This is a genomic window from Bartonella sp. HY328, assembly GCF_025449335.1.
Taxonomy (GTDB): Bacteria; Pseudomonadota; Alphaproteobacteria; order Rhizobiales; family Rhizobiaceae; genus HY038.
In genome coordinates, this window is record NZ_CP104883.1 from 3121178 (window position 1) to 3144710 (window position 23533).

At 42.7% G+C, this 23533-nt stretch carries 7 protein-coding genes; 4 read left to right on the forward strand and 3 right to left on the reverse strand.

What is annotated here, in order from left to right; all coding sequences use genetic code 11:
* Positions 1–63 precede the first annotated feature (63 nt).
* Both N5852_RS13300 and N5852_RS13305 read right to left on the reverse strand, forming a co-directional pair.
* Positions 64–6234 (reverse strand): Ig-like domain-containing protein, encoded by a 6171-nt coding sequence (locus N5852_RS13300; protein ID WP_262098240.1) that lies wholly within the window; start codon positions 6232–6234, stop codon positions 64–66.
* Positions 6144–17357 (reverse strand): Ig-like domain-containing protein, encoded by an 11214-nt coding sequence (locus N5852_RS13305; protein WP_262098241.1) that lies wholly within the window; start codon positions 17355–17357, stop codon positions 6144–6146. The genes N5852_RS13300 and N5852_RS13305 overlap by 91 nt, the downstream gene beginning before the upstream one ends.
* Positions 17358–18004: 647 nt before the next feature.
* Between N5852_RS13305 and N5852_RS13310 the strand changes: the two genes are divergently transcribed.
* Entirely contained in the window at positions 18005–19465 is a 1461-nt protein-coding gene (locus N5852_RS13310; protein ID WP_262098243.1) for a phospholipase D-like domain-containing protein, read from the forward strand.
* 47 nt (positions 19466–19512) lie between these two features.
* Here N5852_RS13310 and N5852_RS13315 read toward each other — a convergent pair whose 3' ends face one another.
* Positions 19513–20376: an endonuclease/exonuclease/phosphatase family protein gene (locus N5852_RS13315; protein ID WP_262098244.1), complete on the reverse strand. Its 864-nt coding sequence runs from the start codon at positions 20374–20376 to the stop codon at positions 19513–19515.
* Between the two features lie 569 nt (positions 20377–20945).
* Here N5852_RS13315 and tcyJ point away from each other — a divergent pair.
* The 3 genes from tcyJ to N5852_RS13330 are packed head-to-tail and all read left to right on the forward strand — an operon-like array spanning position 20946 to position 23204.
* The gene (tcyJ, locus tag N5852_RS13320; protein ID WP_262098245.1) at positions 20946–21746 is read left to right on the forward strand and encodes a cystine ABC transporter substrate-binding protein; all 801 of its coding nucleotides are present in this window, start codon (positions 20946–20948) and stop codon (positions 21744–21746) included.
* Between the two features lie 23 nt (positions 21747–21769).
* Complete coding sequence (gene tcyL, locus N5852_RS13325; RefSeq protein WP_262098246.1) at positions 21770–22444, forward strand: cystine ABC transporter permease; 675 nt, start codon at positions 21770–21772, stop codon at positions 22442–22444.
* Positions 22445–22460: 16 nt separating this feature from the next.
* The gene (locus tag N5852_RS13330; protein ID WP_262099778.1) at positions 22461–23204 is read left to right on the forward strand and encodes an amino acid ABC transporter ATP-binding protein; all 744 of its coding nucleotides are present in this window, start codon (positions 22461–22463) and stop codon (positions 23202–23204) included.
* The last annotated feature ends 329 nt before the right edge of the window (positions 23205–23533 follow it).

Sequence of the window (23533 nt, forward strand, 5' to 3'; positions counted from 1 at the left end):
GGAGGCCTTTTAATTTTTATAAAAGAGTTAAATTTTTATAAAAGAGTTAAACTTTTTTAAAAGTTAAACAACAATTTGACCATTAGCAAGTAGAGTTGCAAGATCGACATTTACGTCATTAATGGTCAATAATGGTGTTGATTCATAAGAGCCACCGCTTCCGTCGCGATCAACGTAAAGCACGGTATTGCCACCTTCTTGCTCTACTTTGAGGTAATCTCCAATCTTATCACCAACATCGATTTTAGCAACGCCATTTGAGTCAAAATGTGCAGGACCGTCAGCATCGCGAACATAACCAATCAAAATATCAGATAGGTCAATTCGGTCTGCATTCGCATTGGTTGCATAATTGCCAAGGGTAAACTGATCTACCGTATCATGACCATTGCCACCCGTTGCATCGTCAGCAATTGCCTCATAAAGCAAGGTTGTTTGACCTGTCCCACTCAAGATAAAGTTGTCATCGCCGCCACGACCATTGAGGATGTTTTCACCATTACCATCGGTAATAGTATCATTACCACTGGTACCATAAATGGCCTCTATATTGGTTAACTTAATGGTATAGCCGGTTGCAACATTTTGGAAAGCATCGGTAATGGCAAGACTTACGTTAATGCCAGCAGAACCAACAGCTGCAAAATCAGCAATATCCAAACCACTATCCGCATCCCAAGTGCGTTCACCATCGCCAACAACCCAGCCGCCGCCGCCATTATAGTAACGGGTACCAGCACCAATGAAGAAAGTATCATTGTAACCAGTACCAACAATACCAACGTCAGCGCTGTAACTATTCGTATTGGCGGTGGCACCATCAGCTTCAGCTGTTAGAACATAACCATTATAGGGTTCTGTTGCTTTAAGGTTAGTCCAGCTTGAATTTACATTTTCAACTGGATTGGTGCTGCTGGCAAAAGCTTGACCACCAAAGTCTTGTGAAACACCATTTTGGTTAAAGCGTAATACTGCAGTATAGGTTTCATTTGGATCAAGACCATAGAAATGGACGATTGCCGAGCTATCATTCCAACCCGTACCATATTGCGGGTTGATAATCTGGCTTGCAACACGCACACCAGCTGAATTATAAATTTCAACCGTATTACCATAAAACGTATTGGAACCATCGGGACGTACAATACGCAAATGCATGGCAGTGCCATAATCTGGCGTATTTGGATTAGTGATAACAATCGATGCTTCAGTGGTATTAGCACGTGATATGATCAAATCTTGATCACCATCCCAATCATAATCCATTGCAGCAGCACTTGCACCATTAACCGCAGCATCAAGTGCTGTTGACGTCATGATGGAACCACCAGCCGTTGCAACACCCATATCCTTGATATTTTTAATATCCCAGACAACTTGGCCACTATCATCAAGCGTACCAGTATTATGGTAATAAAGCGATGTACCGATAGAATATTTGGCTTCAGGAACCTCAACAAGGTCCATTTTACCATCACCATCCCAGTCAATTGCAAGGGTTGATTTACCCATAATACCGTCAGCAATGCGTTGCGGATCTTTAAGATTACCGGCACCATCATTATAGAAAATCATACTATCGGTACCAGTTGTATTAGCAACTGCGCCAACACCTGCATCTTTTGATTGGCCAATGAATAGATCCATATAACCATCGCCATTAAAGTCGCCCCAAGTTAGGGAAATAGTTCGTTCAAAACTATCCGACTGTAAGGCTGTACCAGCAAGACCACTTGTGTTGAACACATTGGTAAAGGACTGACCCAAACTCCAATTTTGCCCTGTTGACGAACCAGTACCATTATTTTTGAGCGTCACCATATTATAGGTGCTTTGCCCAGCATAATTGCCATGGAAAACCAGATCAACAGTACCGTCATTATCAAGATCGATTGCAGATAATTCATGATCTGTTGTGAGGCTTCTAAGATCAGATGGCATGGATGAAGCAGTAACAGCACCATAACCATAGACATCAAAACGGCCAGCAGCAAAATCTGCAGTACCACTATCTCCCTTATTGTGGAAGAAGGTCGAGCTATCATTACCAGAGTCGCCGATAAAGGCATCTAGCCAACCGTCACCATCCATATCGAAAGTAATAGTACTACCAAAATGGGTCGCCGTTCCACTATTTACCAATGTTGCAACATAGCTGCCATCGGCTTGACCAATAAACATCGTCGCATTGCTGCCGCCACCATAAGTTCTATCAGTCAAGAACATATCCATATAACCATCGCGGTTGTAATCGCCATAGGTATATGAACTAAATAATTTTTCCCACGTATATTGATCAGAAACTGCAGCGTTACCGACATTAGCCCAAGTGAGCAATTTAGGCGAACCAAAGTTGCGGAAATCATTACCATCAGCTGAATATTCAGCCATATCGGTCATCATTGTCCAGCCGCCATTATTCCCAAGTCGTAAGGACATGGAATAGGTCGCATAAGCACCACCGGTACCAACATTTGGCGCCATATTACTGTCAGTTGTGTCAATAGCAATTTCAAAACCTGAAGAAAGGCTACCATTTACACCGGACAAACTTTGTACTGCGGCATAATAGGTATAAAAAGTCCCATCTTTAAGTTCAGTTGGTTCGGTGAAGCTCCAGCTTGTACCGCTAACTGTGGCATAGCCGACAAAAACACTACCACGATAAACAGCAACTGTTGCACCTGCTTCAAGTTCTTCACTTAAAGTGCCGTGTAAAGTTGGTGTCGTATCATCGGTATAGCTACCAGATGGCAAGCTGTCATAAAGCTGCGTGCCGTAATCATCACTAAAATGCGTAATGCTTACAGTTGTGCTTGGTACACCATTATTAATGGTCACCTCTTTACTGCTTTCAGTACCTAAATTACCAGCAGCATCAATAACACGTGTTTTAAAGGTATAAGTACCATCGGCAAGCTCTGTATCGCTATTATCCAAACTCCAGCTATCACTGCTAGCAGCATAGGTTGCATCTTGCCAAGTTTGACCATTATCCAATGAAATTTGAACGCGTTCATTAGCTGCAAGAGTTCCGGTAACCTTTGCAGTAATAATTAAGGTTCCATCACGGGTAATAAAGTCATCACCAACATTACCAGTGTCTTCGGTAATTGAAACTATGTCTGAAGTTGCAGTTGGTGCCGCAGTATCGACATTAATATCAAATACACTGGACTTTGTTCCTTCATTACCAGCCGTATCAGTGACAACTGCTTCAAAGCTAAATTTACCATCGCTAAAGGCTTGTGCACTCGTCACCTGATATTCCCATGTACCACCAGAAATAGTAGCAACGCCCAAAACAGTTGTTATACCATTTTCATCGGTAACTTTGATAACAACTCTTTCACCATCGCCAACGCCAGCAATTGTACCTTTAAGAAGGGGTTTAGTATCATCAGTATAGCTGTTGCTGGTCGTTACATCACCGGTATTCAAGCCGATATCATCATAAAAACCAGTAATAGAAACACTTGCACTTGTTGGTGCTGTCGTATCAATAACGACTGTTTGTGATCCGCCATTGGTAACATTACCAGCAGCATCAATAACGCGGGTCGCAATTGAGTGGCTGCCTTCAGATAAAGCATTCCCAGTGTTATCATAGCTCCAGCTATTATCGGCAGAATTATAAACAGCATCTACCCAATCACCACCATCGATCGAGATTTGAACTTTTTCATCTGATGCTAAGGTCTGTGAGACACTACCATGGATGGTCAAGGTCGTATCACTGGTGATAAAATCACTGTCGCTAAAGCCTGTATCGGTTGTGATACCAGTAATACTGGCGGCAGAAGTTGGTGCTGTAAGATCAAGATTGATATCAAAGACGGTGGAAGTTTTACCTTCATTACCAGCTTTATCGGTAACAACGGCTTCAAATCTATATTGTCCATCGGTTGCAAAAGCTTGAGCATCACTAACCTGATAGGTCCAAGTGTTACCGGTAACAGTTGCATAGCCAAGTAAGATTTTCTGTCCATCTGGCCCAGTAACTTTGACCGCAATACGATCTCCATCCTGCATGCCAGTAACCGTCCCTTTAAGAAGCGGTGTTGTGTCATCGCTCGATGTACCAGAAACGGTCATTTCACCTTGGATCAAACCAACATTATCGGTAAATCCGCTAATGGCAATTTCATATCCATCAATTGGCGCGGTTTTATCAATAGTAACATTCTGAGTGCTACCAACTGTCACATTACCGGCAGCATCAATAACACGGCTAGTAATCGTGTGAGTGCCTTCCGATAAAACACTACCAGTATTATCATATGTCCATGTATTGGTATCAGCATCATAGACAGCATCAACCCATGTGCCATTATCGATCTGAATCTGTACTTTCTCACCTGTTGCCAAGGTTTCAGAAACAGTTCCATTTATAATAAGCGTATCATCATTGGTGATGAAGTCAGTTGCGCTTGTACCGGTATCATCACTAATGCTGGTTATAGATGAAGAAGCAGACGGCCCAGTTAAGTTAAGATTGATATCAAAGCTAGCTGATTTCGAGCCTTCATTGCCTGCATTATCAGTAACAACGGCTTCAAAGCTATAATCACCTTCTGCAAGTGCTTGCGCATCTGTCACCTGATACTGCCAAGTACCATCGGTCACGGTTGCATAACCAAGCACAGTCTTTACACCATCAGCGCCAGTTACCTTAATAACAATGCGATCACCATCTTCGAGACCTGTTACAGTACCCTTCAACAATGGTGTTGTATCATCGGTTGATGTACCAGATGTGGTCATATCACCTTGGATCAAACCAACATCATCAGCAAAACCAGTGATAGATATCGTTGCAGATGTTGGGCCTTGTGTATCAATCGTTATATCATGGGAGGTTGAAGTTGATGGATTACCAGCAGCATCACGAACGATAGTTTCAATAATATAACGACCATCGCTTAACGCATGAGAAGCATCATTATGATTAACACTATAAGTGCCATCATCATTGCGTGTTGCTTGTATCCAATCGCCAGCCGAGCCACTTGCAGGTTTAATGCGCAACCAAACGGTGTCACCGGCTTCCAAACTGCCATTGATAGCAATGGTATAGATCAAACTATTGTCGCTGGTGATAAAATCACCTGTGTCAAAACCAGTATCATCGCTAATTGATTGCAAGGTAGCAGTTGTAGTTGGGCCTTGAGTATCAATGGTTACATCAAAACCTGTACCTGTGCTTTCATTGCCTGCCGCATCGGTTGCAGTTACAGTAAGACTATGATCACCTTCAGTCAAAGGATCTGTGGTAACAGACCACTTGCCATCACTGCCAACTGTTGTTGTTCCAACTACATTCCCATCGCTATCTTTGATCGTGATGGTTGCACCAACTTCGCCAGAGCCACTAAAGGTTGGTGTTGTATCATCGGTTGATGAACCAGATGTGATCGCGCCTTGGATAAAGCCAACATCATCGCGCACTTCATCAATCACTGGCGCTGCTGGCGCTGTGCCATCAATTTCAATGCCGAATATGACACTACCCTTGGTGCCTGCTGCATTTTCAGCATTAGCAGTAAAGCTATAAACACCATCAGCAAAATCTGTTGTTGGTGTTAATGTCCACACACCATTGCTATCAGCTGTGGTAACACCAACAACCACCGTTTGCCCATCACTATTTACATAGCTTACGGTTACAGTTGCATTAGCACTTGTGCTACCAACCATTTGCGGACGGCGGTCATCAGAAACACCATTATTGCCAACATTACCTTGGATTGAACCAAAATCATCAACGAAATGGTCAAAACCAACAATGACGTTGCTGCTATCAACTGTAAAGTCAAAGCTAGGACTTGCAGCGCTTGTATTACCTGCAGGATCGGTCACAGTGATGCTGATTGAATGATCACCATCAGCTAAGGCTGAAGGAGAATAACTCCAAGAGCCATCAGCATTAATTGTTGTTGTACCAAGAACCGTATCGCCATCCTTAATGGTAACAATACCGCCAGCTTCACCAACACCCGCATTACCAGAAAGCACAGGTTGCTTGTCATCAGTTGTATCATTTGGTGACAAGGCACCTGTTACATCACCAACATTATCGGTGATGGTTGGCATTGATGGTGTTGATGGCGCAGTAGTATCAAGCACAATTGGATAGCCGCCCGTCATATTGCTGAGCTGACCTGCCGCATCATTTGCCTGCGCTTTAATCGTATAAGTACCATCGCCTTTGGCAAAAGCTGGGCTGATTTCCAAGGTCCAATTACCATTGCAACAATAGTTGTACCACCAATAAAGCTTGTGCCATCTGGAGCGGTAACATGAATGGTGATGGTTGAACCAGCTGTACCGGTACCGCCAACAACAGGCGTTGTATCATCGGTCACGCCATTTTGCTGCAAGCCACCTGTAACTGCACCCTCATTATCGCTAACGCTGGTGATAGCTGGATCAGATGGTGCTGCACCCACAACGGTGAAGTTCCAATCAGTCGTTGCTGGACCAATATTACCTGCCTTATCAACTGGACGAGCTGATAAGATATAATCGCCAGGAATTAATTGTGGGCTTGGGTCAAAGCTCCAAGATCCATCAGCATTAACTGTTGTTGTACCGATAAGCGTTACATTGCCTTCAGCGTCCTTATTATAAATATTGATGGTTGAAGCATCATCTGGATCAACCGAGCCTGCCGCACCATCATAAGTTGGTGTACGATCATCGGTTGGATCACCACGATTGATTGTACCTTGGATCGTACCAAAATCATCAACAAGATCTAACTTACTTTCATCAATCGCATTTGGTGCCGTGGTATCAATATTAAGATCAAAACTAGCCGATTTCGAGCCTTCATTGCCTGCATTATCAGTAACAACGGCTTCAAAGCTATAATTACCTTCTGCAAGTGCTTGCGCATCTGTCACCTGATACTCCCAAGTACCATTAGTTACAGTTGCAACGCCAAGTACTTTAGTAATACCATCGGCACCAGTGACCTTGATAATAACTCTATCACCATCTTCAAGGCCTGATATGGTTCCTTTGAGAAGTGGTTTTGTATCATCGGTTGAAGTTGAGGTTTGAGAAATTTCACCCGTAATTGAACCAACATCATCATAATAGCCACTAATGGTAACAACGGCCGATGTTGGGCCTTGTGTATCAATAGTGATATTTTGTGTTGATGAGGTTGATGGATTACCAGCAGCATCACGAACAATGGTTTCAATAATATAATTGCCATCGCTTAACGCATGAGAAGCATCATTATGATTAACACTATAAGTGCCATCATCATTGCGTGTTGCTTCAATCCATTGACCTACGGTTCCACCTTCTGGTTTAATTCTTATCCAAACCGTATCACCAGCTTGCAAAGTGCCATTGATAGCAATGGTATAAATTAAGCTTGGATCATTTGTAATAAAATCTGAAGCACTTGTGCCGGTATCATCGCTAATTGATTGCAAGGTAGCAGTTGTAGTTGGGCCTTGAGTATCAATTGTTACATCAAAACCAGTACCTGTGCTTTCATTGCCTGCCGCATCGGTTGCAGTTACAGTAAGACTATGATCGCCTTCAGTCAAAGGATCTGTGGTAACAGACCACTTGCCATCACTGCCAACTGTTGTTGTTCCAACTACATTCCCATCGCTATCCTTGATCGTGATGGTTGCACCAACTTCGCCAGAGCCACTAAAGGTTGGTGTTGTATCATCGGTTGATGAACCAGATGTGATCGCGCCTTGGATAAAGCCAACATCATCGCGCACTTCATCAATCACTGGCGCTGCTGGCGCTGTGCCATCAATTTCAATGCCGAATATGACACTACCCTTGGTGCCTGCTGCATTTTCAGCATTAGCAGTAAAGCTATAAACACCATCAGCAAAATCTGTTGTTGGTGTTAATGTCCACACACCATTGCTATCAGCTGTGGTAACACCAACAACCACCGTTTGCCCATCACTATTTACATAGCTTACGGTTACAGTTGCATTAGCACTTGTGCTACCAACCATTTGCGGACGGCGGTCATCAGAAACACCATTATTGCCAACATTACCTTGGATTGAACCAAAATCATCAACGAAATGGTCAAAACCAACAATGACGTTGCTGCTATCAACTGTAAAGTCAAAGCTAGGACTTGCAGCGCTTGTATTACCTGCAGGATCGGTCACAGTGATGCTGATTGAATGATCACCATCAGCTAAGGCTGAAGGAGAATAACTCCAAGAGCCATCAGCATTAATTGTTGTTGTACCAAGAACCGTATCGCCATCCTTAATGGTAACAATACCGCCAGCTTCACCAACACCCGCATTACCAGAAAGCACAGGTTGCTTGTCATCAGTTGTATCATTTGGTGACAAGGCACCTGTTACATCACCAACATTATCGGTGATGGTTGGCATTGATGGTGTTGATGGCGCAGTAGTATCAAGCACAATTGGATAGCCGCCCGTCATATTGCTGAGCTGACCTGCCGCATCATTTGCCTGCGCTTTAATCGTATAAGTACCATCGCCTTTGGCAAAAGCTGGGCTGATTTCCAAGGTCCAATTACCATTGCTATCAACAATAGTTGTACCACCAATAAAGCTTGTGCCATCTGGAGCGGTAACATGAATGGTGATGGTTGAACCAGCTGTACCGGTACCGCCAACAACAGGCGTTGTATCATCGGTCACGCCATTTTGCTGCAAGCCACCTGTAACTGCACCCTCATTATCGCTAACGCTGGTGATAGCTGGATCAGATGGTGCTGCACCCACAACGGTGAAGTTCCAATCAGTCGTTGCTGGACCAATATTACCTGCCTTATCAACTGGACGAGCTGATAAGATATAATCGCCAGGAATTAATTGTGGGCTTGGGTCAAAGCTCCAAGATCCATCAGCATTAACTGTTGTTGTACCGATAAGCGTTACATTGCCTTCAGCGTCCTTATTATAAATATTGATGGTTGAAGCATCATCTGGATCAACCGAGCCTGCCGCACCATCATAAGTTGGTGTACGATCATCGGTTGGATCACCACGATTGATTGTACCTTGGATCGTACCAAAATCATCAACAAGATCTAACTTACTTTCATCAATCGCGTTTGGTGCCGTGGTATCAATATTGAAATCCAACGAGGCACTTGAATCACTTGCATTACCCGCAGCATCTGTTGCTGTCACAGTAATCGAGTGATCGCCTTCGCTAAGTGGGGTATTTGGCGTTAACGACCAGTTACCATCACTATCAACAGTTGTTTCACCAATAATTGTGTCGCCATCTTTGATCGTAATAATCGAGCCCACTTCGCCCGTGCCAGAAAATTCGGGCTGGGTCTCGTTGGTGCTGCTACCAGCGGTTATTACACCGGTATTAGGCTCAGTATTATCAGTTGCGGTGGGGACAGCAGGAGTTGCAGGCGCAGTCGTATCAACGGTAAAGTCAAGCGCCGCACTTTCTTCACTGGCATTGCCAGCCTTATCGGTTTCAGTAACAGTGATAGAATGATTACCCTCGCTTAACGCGGTTGAAGGGGTTAATGACCAATTACCATCACTATCAACTGTTGTTGTACCAATAACGGTATCGCCATCCTTAATTGTAATTGTTGAACCTACTTCACCTGTGCCAGTAAATACAGGTTTTGTTTCATTTGTACTACTTCCAGCAGTAATGACACCTGTCTTAGGCTCGGTATTATCATTAGCCGTTGGAACAGCTGGTGTTGCAGGTGCCGTAGTATCAACATTAAAATCAAGCGATGGGCTTGGATTACTCGCATTACCAGCGGTGTCTGTTTCTGTTACCGTTATCGAATGACTGCCCTCACTTAGCGGTGTATCAGGCATGAACGACCAATTTCCCTCACTATCAACGGTTGTTGTGCCAAGAACTGTATCGCCATCTTTAATGGTTATAGTTGAGCCGACCTCACCTGTGCCTGAAAATTGTGGACGTTTATCATTGGTATCGCTACCAGATGTAATCACACCAATATTTGGCTCAGCATTATCAGTTGCTACTGGTAAAGCTGGTGTTTGTGGTGCTGTTGCGTCAACCTCAAGCGTAAAGGTGGTTGTAATAGTATTACCAGCTGCATTTTTAGCTTCAGCAGTAAAACTATAAGACCCATCTGCAAGATTTTCAGTCGGTGTTAGTGTCCACGTGCCATCACTATTAGCGGTTGTTGTGCCAACAATCACTGTTTGCCCATCACTATTTACATAGCTTACGGTTACGGTTGCATTAGGCGTTGCATTACCATTAAATACTGGCTTTTGATCATCGGTTATACCACCTGTTGCGACGTTACCGGTGATTGAGCCAACGCTATCAACAAAATGATCAAAGCTTACAACAACTTCGGTCGTGTCAACAATGAGATCAAAACTTTCACTTGCATTACTGGTATTACCAGCACTATCGGTAATTGTTACAGATATAGAATGGCTGCCTTCGCTCAGCGCAGGTGGTGTATAACTCCAAGAACCATCGGCATTTATTGTGGTTGTACCAAGAACCGTATCGCCATCCTTAATGGTAACAACACCGCCTGCTTCGCCAACACCCGCATTACCTGAAATAACCGGCCGCTTATCATCAGTTGTATCATTTGGTGCAAGCACACCTGTTGTTTCACCAACATTATCGGTAATGGTTGGTATTGATGGCGTTGATGGTGCAGTAGTGTCAAGCTCAATAGGATAACCAGTTGTCATTCCACTTAATTGGCCTGCTGCATCACTTGCTTGTGCAGCAATAGTATAAGTACCATCACCTTTGGCAAATGCTGGATTAATTTCTAATGTCCAACTGCCATCTGCTGCAACAACCGTTGTTCCACCAATAAAGGTTGAACCATCGGGTGCAGTTACATGGATAGTAATGGTTGAACCAACGCTACCAGTACCATGAAGAGTTGGTGTTGTATCATCGGTAACTTCATTACGTTGTAAATCACCGGTGACATCACCAACATTATCAACTATGCGCGAAATCACAGGAATGGAAGGCGCTGCGCCAACAACTGTAAAGTTCCAATCTGGTGTGGCATCACCTTCATTACCCGCTTTATCAACTGGGCGAGCAACAAAAATATAGTCTCCAGCGGTAAGAGCAGTCTGAGGATCAAAACTCCACGAACCATCAGCATTGACTGTTGTTGAGCCAATGAGGGTTAACGTACCATCAGAGCCCTTGTTATAAATATTAATTTTTGATGCATCAGCTGGATCAACGGAACCCGCAGCACCCTTATAGGTTGGGGTGTGGTCATCAGTTGAATCGCCGCGATTAATTGTACCCTGAACTGGTCCAAAATCATCGACAAGATCCAGTTTTGTTGTATCAATAGCTGATGGTGCCACTGTATCAATATTGAGTTTAAAACTATTTGATTTTGAACCTTCATTGCCAGCATTATCTGTGACAACCGCTTCAAATGTATAATCACCATCCAAAAATGCTTGCGCGTCACTTACCTGATATTGCCATGTTCCGGCGCTGACTGTCGCTTCGCCCAATATTTTGGTAATACCATCCGATCCTGTCACTTTAATAATGACACGATCTCCCGTTTCAAGACCAGCAATGGTGCCCTTGAGTAACGGAGTTTTATCATCTGACGAGCTGCCAGATTGTGTAATATTACCGGTAATTGCGCCAACATTGTCAAAATAGCCACTAATTGTTACAGTTGCATCATTAGGTGCAGTTGTATCAATAATAATAATTTGGCTTGAAATTGCAGAACTATTACCTGCTGCATCACGTACAATGGTTTCAATAACATAATTGCCATCAGCTAAAGAATGTGCTGCATCATTATGGTCTATGCTATAGGTACCATCACCATTATCAACGGCCTTTATCCATTCGCCAACACTACCATCTTCAGACCTAATCCGCATCCAAACAGTATCGCCTGTTTCCAAAGTGCCATTAATGCTTATGGTATAGATAAGCGTAGGATCATTGGTTACAAAATCGGCGTTATTAAAACCAGAATCATCGCTGATTGATTGCAAAATTGCTGTCGATGTTGGTGCAGTTGTATCAATTGTTACATCAAAGCCAACACCACTACTTTCATTGCCTGCTTGATCAGTGGCAGTAACTGTAAGGCTATGATTACCTTCTGCAAGTGGGTTGGTTGTGATAGACCATGTCCCATCACCGGCAACAGTTGTTTGACCAACGACATTGCCATCTTCATCCTTGATTGTAATGGTTGCGCCAACTTCACCGCTACCTGTAAAGGTTGGTGTTGTATCATCGGTCGATGAGCCAGATGTAATAGCACCTTGAATGAAGCCAACGTCGTCAAGCACATCGTTAATAACCGGAGCTGCAGGCGCCGTTCCATCAATATTAATGGTGAAATAAGCGTTGCCTTTAGTACCAGCAGCATTTACCGCTTCAGCCATAAACCCATAATTTCCATCAATAAGATCTGTTGATGGTGTAAGGCTCCATGCACCAGTGCTGTCAGCGCTTGTTGTGCCAACAATAATTTTTGTACCATTACTATCAACATAGCTTACCGTCACAACGGCATTAGCAGTTGCTTTACCCACCATTTGTGGTGTGCGGTCATTACTGATACCACCATTGTCAATATTACCTGTAATTGGATCAACATTGTCAACAAAATGATCAAAACTTACAACAACATTACTGGTATCGACATGAATATCAAAACCATCACTAGGGTTACTTTCATTACCGGCTTGGTCGGTCACTGTAATTGTGATGGTATGATCGCCTTCGCTAAGCGCAGGCGGTGTGAAGCTCCATGAACCATCTGGGTTAATTGTCGTTGTGCCAAGCACAGTATCACCATCTTTAATAGTGATTGTACCACCAGCTTCGCTAGCATCTTCTTGACCCGAAATAACCGGACGGCTATCGTCTGTTGTGCCATCAGGAGCAAGCGCACCTATTACATCTCCAACATTATCTGTAATTGTTGGCAAAGACGGCGTTGCTGGAGCTGATGTATCAAGAACAATCGGATATCCGCCGGTTATATTGCTAAGCTGACCAGCTATATCACTTGCTTGCGCTTGAATGACATATTGTCCATCCCCCTTATCGAAAGCTGGGTTGATTTCCAATGTCCAAACGCCATTACTTCCAACAATAGTTGTACCACCAGTAAAGCTTTCGCCATTAGGGCCAGTAACATAAATAGTGATAGTCGAACCAGCAGTACCCGTACCGCGCACAACCGGTGTTGTATCATCAGTCACGCCATTTTGCTGCAAATTACCGGTGACGGGTGCTTGATTATCGCCAACACTGGTAATAGCCGGATCAGCAGGGGCCGCACCAACAACAGTAAAATTCCACTCCGTTGTTGCCGGGCCTTCATTACCCGCTTTATCAACTGGACGCGCGGTAAAAATATAATCACCTGGTGTTAAAGGTGGATTTGGGTCAAAAGTCCATGAGCCGTCCGCATTTACTGTTGTTAAGCCAATAAGATGAATATCACCAAAGGCATCCTCATTGTAGATATTGATTGTTGCAACATCATCAGCGTCCACAGACCCCGCAGCTCCACTATAGGTGGGTGTGCGATCATCAGTTGAATCACCAGATTGAATTGAACCTTGAAGCGGCCCAAAATCATCAATGAGATCAAGACTATCATTGTTGATAGCACTTGGTGGCGTAACATCAATTGTTATAGCAAAACTATTAGATGTTGACCCCTCATTACCAGCATTATCAGTCACAACTGCTTCAAAATGATAATCACCTTCTGCAAATGCTTGGCTATCAGTTACCTGATATTCCCAAACACCATTATTAACGGTTGCTTCACCAAGAATTGTGGTTACACCAGCAGCGTCAGTAACCTTGATGATGATACGGTCGCCATCTTGCAAACCAGAAATAGTACCTTTTAACAAGGGCGTTGTATCGTCGCTTGATGTACCTGATTGGCTAATTGTGCCTGTGATAGCGCCAACATCATCAAAATAGCCGCTAATGGCAACAATTGCTCCAGTTGGACCTTGCGTGTCAATTGTAATCGCCTGCGAAGAAATTTCCGATGGATTACCAGCCGCATCACGAATAATAGTCTCAATTGTGTAGCGGCCATCAGCTAGAGAATGTGCAGCATCATTATGATTAACACTGTAAGTGCCATCATCATTGCGTGTCGCTTGTATCCACTCACCACTTGCACCACCATCGGGCTTAATACGCATCCAAACAGTATCACCTGCCTCGATGTCGCCATTTATGCGAATCGTATAAATGAGCGTTGTATCATTTGTAACAAAATCGGTTGAATCAAAACCGCTATCGTCACTAATCGAGCCGAGCTCAGCTGTTGCCGTTGGCCCTTGTGTATCAATTGTTACATCAAAACCAGTGCCGGTGCTTTCATTACCAGCAGTATCGGTTGCTGTGATGCTAAGATTATGGGAACCTTCAGCTAAAGGATCAGTAGTTAGCGACCAATTGCCTTCATCATCAACAGTTGTTTGACCAACAATAGTACCATCACTATCCTTGATTGTAATTGTCGTGCCAGCTTCTGCGGTACCGCTAAAGCTTGGCGTTGTATCATCGGTTGAAGAACCAGAACTAATCGGACCTTGAATGAAGCCTACATCGTCTAGAACTTCATTAATAATTGGGGCGGTTGGTGCTGTAGCATCAATTTCAATATTAAAATATGCATCATCTTTAGTACCAGCAGCATTAACAGCTTCTGCTGTAAAGCCATAAGTGCCATCAGAAAATTCGGTTGTTGGTGTCAAAGTCCAAGCGCCATTGCTATCAGCAGTGGTCACGCCAACAATAATTTTTTCACCATCACCATTTATATAGCTTATCGTAATCGTTGTATTGGCTGTAGCATTGCCTACCATGACGGGAGTGCGATCATCGCTCACCCCATTAATATCAACATTACCCTGAATAGAGCCAACATTATCCACAAAATGGCTAAAACTTACTTCAACATTACTGGTGTCAACCGTAAGGTCAAAACTTGGGCTTGGTTTACTTTCGTTACCTGCGAGGTCAGTGACAGTGACAGTGATTGAATGGTTACCTTCAGACAAAGCTGGAGGGGTAAAACTCCAAGATCCATCCGGCTCAACCGTGGTTGTGCCAATAACAGTATCACCATCCTTGATGGTAATTGTGCCGCCTGCTTCTTCACTGCCTACATTACCTGAAAGCACTGGCTGCTTGTCATCGGTTGTATCATTTGGCGACAAAGCTCCCGTTACATCGCCGACATTATCGGTTAAAATCGGTTGCTGCGGTGCGTTTGGTGCAAGCGTATCAAGAATAACCGGATAACCGCCGGTCATGGCACTAAGCTGTCCAGCCGCATCATGGGCTTGCGCCGAAATAGTATAAGTGCCATCGCCCTGTGCAAAAGCTGGACTAATTTCAAGACTCCAAACACCATCGGCATTTACAACAGTTGTGCCGCCAATAAAGCTTGTACCATCAGGATTTTGCACATAAATTGTAATAACTGAACCAGTTTCGCCTGTTCCAGTTACGACTGGCGTGGTATCATCCGTCACGCCATCTTTTTGTAACTCACCAACGACAGCACCTTCATTATCGGTTACGTTTGTAATGGCTGGGTTTTGCGGTGCATCACCAAAAACTGTAAAGTTCCAACCACTTGTTTCGGGGCCAATATTGCCAACCTTATCCACAGGACGAGCGGTAAAAATATAATCACCCGCACCCAAAGATGGGTTAGGGTCAAAGCTCCAAGAACCATCAGCATTAACTGTCGTGGTACCAATAAGCGTTACATTACCATCAACGTCTTTATTATAAATATTAATTGAAGATGCATCATTAGGATCAATTGAACCTACCCCACCGCTATAGGTGGGAATATGATCGTCTGTTGGTCCGCCATGGGCAATAGTGCCTTGATAGAGGCCAAAATCATCAACAAGATCCATCAATGTTTCATCAATGGCAGCAGGCGGCGTTGTATCAACTTCAAACTCAATCGGTGTGCTTGAATCGCTTTGATTGCCAGCCTTATCTGTTTCGGTCACAGTAATCGAATGACTACCATCACCAAGCGGTGTTTCTGGCTTAAATGTCCAATTACCATCGCTATCAACGGTTGTTTCACCAATGATAGTATCACCATCCTTAATAGTAACCGTTGCGCCAGCTTCACCCTTCCCTGAAAATTCAGGTTGATTATCATTGGTGCTACCGCCACTTTCAATTGTACCAATAAATGGTTGGGCATTGTCGGCCGCATTTGGAGTTGATGGAGTTGATGGCTTAATTGTATCAACTTCAAACTCAATCGGCGCACTTGAATCGCTTTGATTACCAGCCTTGTCAGTCTCGGTCACAGTAATCGAGTGGCTACCCTCACCAAGCGGTGTTTGTGGCTTAAATGTCCAGTTACCATCGCTATCAACGGTTGTTTCACCAATGATCGTATCGCCATCTTTGACAGTAATCGTTGAACCTGGTTCACCTTTTCCAGAAAATTCTGGCTGATTATCATTGGTGCTACCACCACTTTCAATTGTGCCAATAAAAGGTTCTGCATTATCAGTTGCATTTGGAGCTGATGGCGCATTTGGCGCTTGGGTATCTACGGTAAATTCAAATGGATTGCTATGAGCGCTTTCATTGCCAGCACTGTCTGAAGCAGTATAGGTAATAGAATGAGCACCATCAACCAAATCTGTATCAGGCTGCCAGCTCCAATTTCCATTACTATCAGCAACGGTAGAGCCAATAAACTGGCCATTATCATAAAACTTTATTGTCGAACCTGCAGCAGCGGTACCGGAAAATGTTGGACGTGCATCATTGGTGCTATCGCCATTTGCAATATCACCTATAATGGCTTCAACGCTATCATAAACACTACTAAGGCTAGGAACAGCAGGTGGAGTATTATCAACAACTGGTGGCGGCGATTGATCAGAATCGGAGCCTGAGGAGCCTGAAACCCCAGCAGCAAGCGCACCAGCGCCAAGCAATCCAAGCAATACTGCCGTTGCATCAATACCATCATTTAATTCGTGATAGATGACATCAGGATCTTCAATACCATCTTGACCTGATAATGCCTTGGTAAAGTCCACCAACAACAATACTTCACCACCACTTAGCAATAAGTTATTGAATTCTAATCCATAGGTAAAGAAATTCTTAATAACAAGCTTTTCACCATCTTTAAACTCAATGACCAGATCGCCACCTTCGCGGGCGTAATTTGCAATATCCCCCTTGGCTGCATCAATGTAAAAATTGCCAGCTTCGTTAGACGCATTAACAACGCCCGACTTACTGGTGATTTTTGTATCAACATGGTTATTCAAAACGGATTTACTAGTCATTATCTTTACCCCACTTAACGCTCTGCGCGCATAAATGATTTACTCATGCCGATAGCCTCTCAAATTAAAAATAATTTGAGATAACACCAACAAATCAAATAATATTATTATATAGTCAAATATAATAACGAAGCTCAAACCTATAAAATAGTATAAATTAACATTGAAAACAAAATCTACAATATAACATGCAGAATACTAGTTAAGTCAAAAATATAATCAAAAATATAACTATAATTAATTGACTTATATTATAAGTATTAAAAAATAAAAGCTTATAACTATGATTTTAATAATTTGTATTTCAAAAAGATTTCTCATCCAAGCTACTCCTATTCAAACGAATAAAAGGTATATTGGTTCCACTGGACTCAAAATATTGATTTTTTGGTCAAAAATTGTAGTAGAGCAGATTTAAAAAATCAGGACTGCTTCTTAAGGTTTATTTTAGCTTTTGATAAACTACTGAAATTACAATGTCAAAGGATATTAGCCATATTACTAATATTTAATATACTTGTTAACAATGAGGCTGCTTGTAAATATGACTCTTGCCATGTTATAACATTGAAAATGCAAGTAAACTGCTGCTCATCACAATGAAGCACAGCCAAAGACAACGATATCAAATTTTGATTGAGAGCCTTATGACTGAACTAATTCTCCATTATTGGCCCCATATTCTTGCAATTTTATCAGTTGTCATGGGTTTAACAGCTGCAATTCACGCAACAATGACCAAGCAAGAAGTGCGCACCGCTATCGGCTGGGTTGGCGTTATCATCCTCTCGCCCATCTTGGGAGCGGTTATTTATGCGATTATTGGCGTTAATCGTATTAGACGCAAAAGCGTTGACATCCAGCGCCGTAAAGTCAATGAAATTGAGCATTTTCACTTCAACGATTATGCAGTTGATAAGTCACTTATCGAACAAGATTATCAATATTTCGGCGCAGCCATGAGCCGTCTTGGCGATAAGGTCAGCCGCTGCAATCAAACAAGCGGCAATTATATTGAAGCATTAAACGATGGCGATCTTGCTTATGAAGCTATGCTTGATGCTATAGCTAATGCCAAACGCAGCATATTGTTAGAAAGCTATATTTTTGACCGCGATCCTATTGGAATAAAATTTGTAAAAGCATTGGCTGATGCGGTAAAACGCGGCATTGCGGTACGGGTATTAATTGATGCAGTGGGCGCGCGTTATTCCTTTCCAAGTGTCGTGCATTTGTTAAAACAACATAATGTTCCGGTTAATGTTTTTAACGGCAATATTATTATCGGCCTACGTCTGCCTTACGCCAATTTACGCACCCACCGCAAGATAATGATTGTTGACGGTGCAATTGCTTTTACTGGCGGCATGAATATCCGAGTGGGTTTTTCCCATTTATTATCGGGTGACCAAGCCTATAATGACACCCATTTTCGAGTTGAAGGGCCAGCTGTTGCAGATCTTTTGCATGTTGCAACCGAAGATTGGATTTTTACCACCAGTGAAAAGCTTAATGGGGCTGAATGGGCTATTCCTCGCCCTGCTCTTTCCCCAGGACAAGGAAAAATTATCCGTATAGTTCCATCTGGCCCTGATCGCTGCATTGAAACCAATCATAAAATGCTCATTGGTGCCTTTTCGTTAGCACAAACTCATATCCGGATTAAAACACCATATCTTTTGCCAGATCGGGAATTAATAAGTGCTCTTGTAACAGCGGCACGACGCGGCGTTAGGGTTGATATAGTTATACCAGGTGAAAACAACCTAAAGCAGGTTGACCGTGCCATGCGCGCGCAATTTGATCAATTATTGCAAGACAACTGCAATATTTGGCGTGCTGGTGGTACATTTAACCATTCTAAGCTTATGGTGATTGATGACAAATGGGCTTATGTCGGCACATCCAATATGGATGCGCGTTCATTGCGATTGAATTTTGAAGTTGATATGGAAGTTATGGATTATCAATTTGCGCAAGAAATTGCCAAAAAAATTGATAGCTCTATGCAAGGTGCCCAACAAGTTTTGTTGCAAAACCTTTTAGATCGCCCATTTACTGCCCGCCTCCTCGATCGAGTTATCTGGCTTTTTTCCCCTTATTTGTAATCTTAGAGCAAGACACAAGTTTTTGGCAATATTAGTTTCTGGCAATATTAATTGACCTTCGCGCTAACCGTCATCGTGCTTAACGCACCAACAAGGTCTATATGGGCTTTAATCGGTAAGTGGTCAGAGGCAACTTTCGCCAAAGCACTTTTATGCACTTCTACAGAACTTACCAAGTTTTTAGGATATGCAAAAACTCGATCTAACGCCAAAATAGGAAAGCGAGCAGGGAAGCTAGGAAGCGTACCCATAGCAAGATCAAACAGTGGTGAAAGACTAATTAGTGACGAACCTTTACCAATACGCCACTCATTAAGATCACCTATCAATAAGGTTGGCATATCGGGGCGTGTTTCAAGATAAGCCAAGATGGTTTTTGCCTGCTGGATACGCGAGCGATGCAACAAGCCAAAATGTGCGCCAATAACCCTTAAAGGCCCATAGGCCAAATCAAACTCAACAATCACAGCACCACGTGGCTCTAAACCGGGCAAGCTTATCTGATGGACATCCTTGATGTCGCCATTGCGAAAAAACAGCCCATTTCCATGCCAGCCATGCCCCATTGACGACATGGCTTGTATAGGAACTGGCTTTAATCCTGTCCGCTCTTTCAAATAATCTAGATCTAAAAGACCAATGCGCTCACCAAACCGCTTGTCAATTTCCTGTAAACCAACAATATCTGCATTAAGTTCTGAAATCACATTAACGATACGTTCAGGATTAAATATTTTATCAAGGCCCACACATTTATGAACATTATAGGATGCAATGACCGTATCACCACCTTCTCTATCTGCTGATATCGGGCGATGACCGCGACGATTTCTAATCGCTGAATCGACATTTTTGCGCAACGTCGTACTATTAAGCCGAGGAATAGAAAACCGTTTTTTCTTTTTTTCCATTTTTATTTCCTCGCAGGCAATTCGCCCCATAAGTCTATTACCAGCTTGTTAAGGTCAAGACCTAAGCCCTTGAATAAAGATAAACAAGCATAAAGATAAACAAGAATAAACAAAATCACAAAGAATAATTGCTCAATTATAATTGATAATATTTTAAGTTTCGTTATTCGCCCTATTTAACCTCTCAATAGCAACCAAATTGCCATAACGAGATTACGAATATATGAAAATAGGGACGCAGAAATAATAATTTCTTATCAGCATTCACAACGAGACCACCATCTAAAAATTGTTCTGACTGAGTCTAAAAGATTGCTGCTAAAATTTTTGGCACAAACTGCAAAAATATTTCTTAAACCACACTTTAATTCATATATTTAAAACTTTATTCCAATTTATATTAAATATACAAAATATTTTACTATTAACGCAACTATTTTAGGTGAGGCACGTTCTTGATTTAAAAGCTGTATTTCAATAGCGTTAGGTAAACTATTCTAATTATGGTTGCATGTCTGCTTAACCGGTCTGCTTTACTGGCAGCAAGCCCCACCAAAATGGAGAGTCTCATGACACATAAAAATCGTCGGCATTTTATTTTTGCGACATTATTGGGTTTAGCAAGTTTGTTAGCCTCGACCTTCGCGCATGCTGATATTGCAAGCGGCGTACCTGAAAGCATTGCTAAAAAGGGTGAATTAGCAATTGGAGTGGAGGGTACTTATCCGCCGTTCAATTATCAGGACGAGAATGGTGATCTTGTTGGTTTTGAAATTGATTTCACCACTGAAGTTGCAAAACGTTTGGGCCTTAAGGCTAAATTTTATCCAACCAAATGGGATGGCATTTTGGCATCTCTTGGCTCTGGCCGAATTGACGTTATAGCCAATCAAGTAACAATCACACCTGAGCGAGAAAAAGCCTTCGATTTTTCAATACCCTACACCATTTCCGGCATCCAAATCATCACGCGACCCGAGTTAAAAGATGAATTAACATCACCAGAAAAGCTGGCTGGTCATGCGGTAGGGGTTGGGCTTGGCACCCATTATGAACAATGGCTGAATGAACATGTACCTGGCGTTGACGTTCGTACCTATGATGATGAGGCAACAAAATATAATGACCTTAAAGCAAAACGCACCGATGCTGTACTCAATGATCGTCTGGTTGCTGCTGACTATGTGAAAAAAACAGGTAATATTTTTGTTCCAGCTGGCGAACCTTTTGCCAAACAAGAACAAGGCCTAGCTTTTCGCAAAGACCCCGCCTTTCAAGCTGCAATCAACAAGGCAATCACCGAGATGAAAGCTGATGGCACTTTAAAATCTATCTCTGAAAAATGGTTCGGTGTCGACGTTTCCGAATAAAGACGCATTTGAAAGAAATCCTAATGCAAGAAAGTCTTAGTCTCATCATCCAATCCGTCCCGTTTTTACTACGGGGCGCTTTGTATACCATTGGCCTCAGTGTCGTTTCTATGCCACTTGGATTAATTCTTGGTTTTTTTCTAGCTCTTGCAAGATTATCGCGTTCGCGCTGGCTGAACTGGCCAGCAAGAACTTATATATCTTTTATTCGCGGCACCCCCCTTATTGTGCAGCTTTTTCTTATCTTTTATGGCCTACCGCAAGTTGGTATTACTTTCTCTCCCATTACGGCAGCATTAATTGGCCTCACCTTAAGCGTTGCTGCTTACAATGCTGAAATTATACGCAGTGCTATTTCGTCGATAGACCGCGGACAGTGGGAAGCTGCCGCGACCATTGGAATGACGCGTTTTCAAACAATGCGGCGGGTAATTTTACCGCAAGCAGGCCGTATTGCGTTACCTGGCATTTCCAACAGTTTTATTTCACTTGTAAAAGATACTTCACTTGCAGCAACCATTCAAGTTCCTGAGCTATTTCGTGAAGCGCAATTAATTACTGCCCGCACTTTTCAAATATTTGCAATGTATTTGAGTGCAGCAATGATTTATTGGCTATTGTCAACTATGCTTGCATCCTTGCAAAAATCGCTTGAAACGCGCTTTAATCGCCATATAGAACAAAGATCGGATGTTTAAAATGCCGCAAAAACCAATGATCGAAGTTCGTGGCCTTAAAAAGAAATTTGGTAAAACCGAGGTTCTAAAAGGCATAGATCTTAATGTTGCGACTGGCGAAGTGGTTGCAATTATTGGCCGCTCAGGTTCCGGCAAAACTACAATGCTACGTTGTCTTGATGGACTTGAAGAAGGAAATGCTGGCACAATCCGCATCGGTGAGCAAACGCTAAATTGTGCAATCCCACTTGCTAAACAAAAAAAGCGCTTACATCAATTACGTCTTCATACGGGTTTTGTTTTTCAAAACTTTAATCTTTTTCCTCATCGCACGGCATTGGAAAATGTTATTGAGGGATTGATTATCGTAAAAAAAATGCCAAAAGTTGAAGCTGAAACACGCGGCATGGCACTCCTTGAACGGGTCGGCTTAGCGCAAAGAGCACACGCCTACCCTGCTCAACTCTCTGGTGGCCAACAGCAGCGCGCCGCTATTGCCCGCGCTTTGGCCATGGAACCTGATGTTATTCTGTTCGATGAACCAACATCCGCCCTTGACCCTGAATTGGTCGGTGAAGTACTTGACGTGATCCGATCATTAGCTGAAGAACACCGTACAATGATCATTGTAACCCATGAAATGAATTTTGCGCGCGATGTAGCCGATAGAACCATATTCATGGATGACGGCATCGTTGTTGAGCAAGGCCCATCAAAAGCTTTATTTAATGAGCCAACACAAAGTGCAACCCGCCATTTTTTAAGAAGATTACATGATTAATATTTTTTATTTAGAAAATTAATGGCTTTGCTTTTTTTTAAATGCTTGAGCACTTTAGAGCGTTTTTCCAAAAAGTGTGAAGCGGTTTTCGCAAAAAAACGCGGTGTAAGCAATGGATTAGAGCGCCGATCTGATCCAATCAGATCAAAATGCGCTCTAGCCATAATGCCTTAGGGCCCAGACCTCTTATCCCATAAATATTCTTCAAATCTTTATTAAAAATAAAATGCCTTATAAAATAATATAAATTATGGAATATTGTGTTTTATATTTAAGACATAAGTCAATCTTATTTTGATAAACTCTTGCATCACCGACAAGAATAGCAT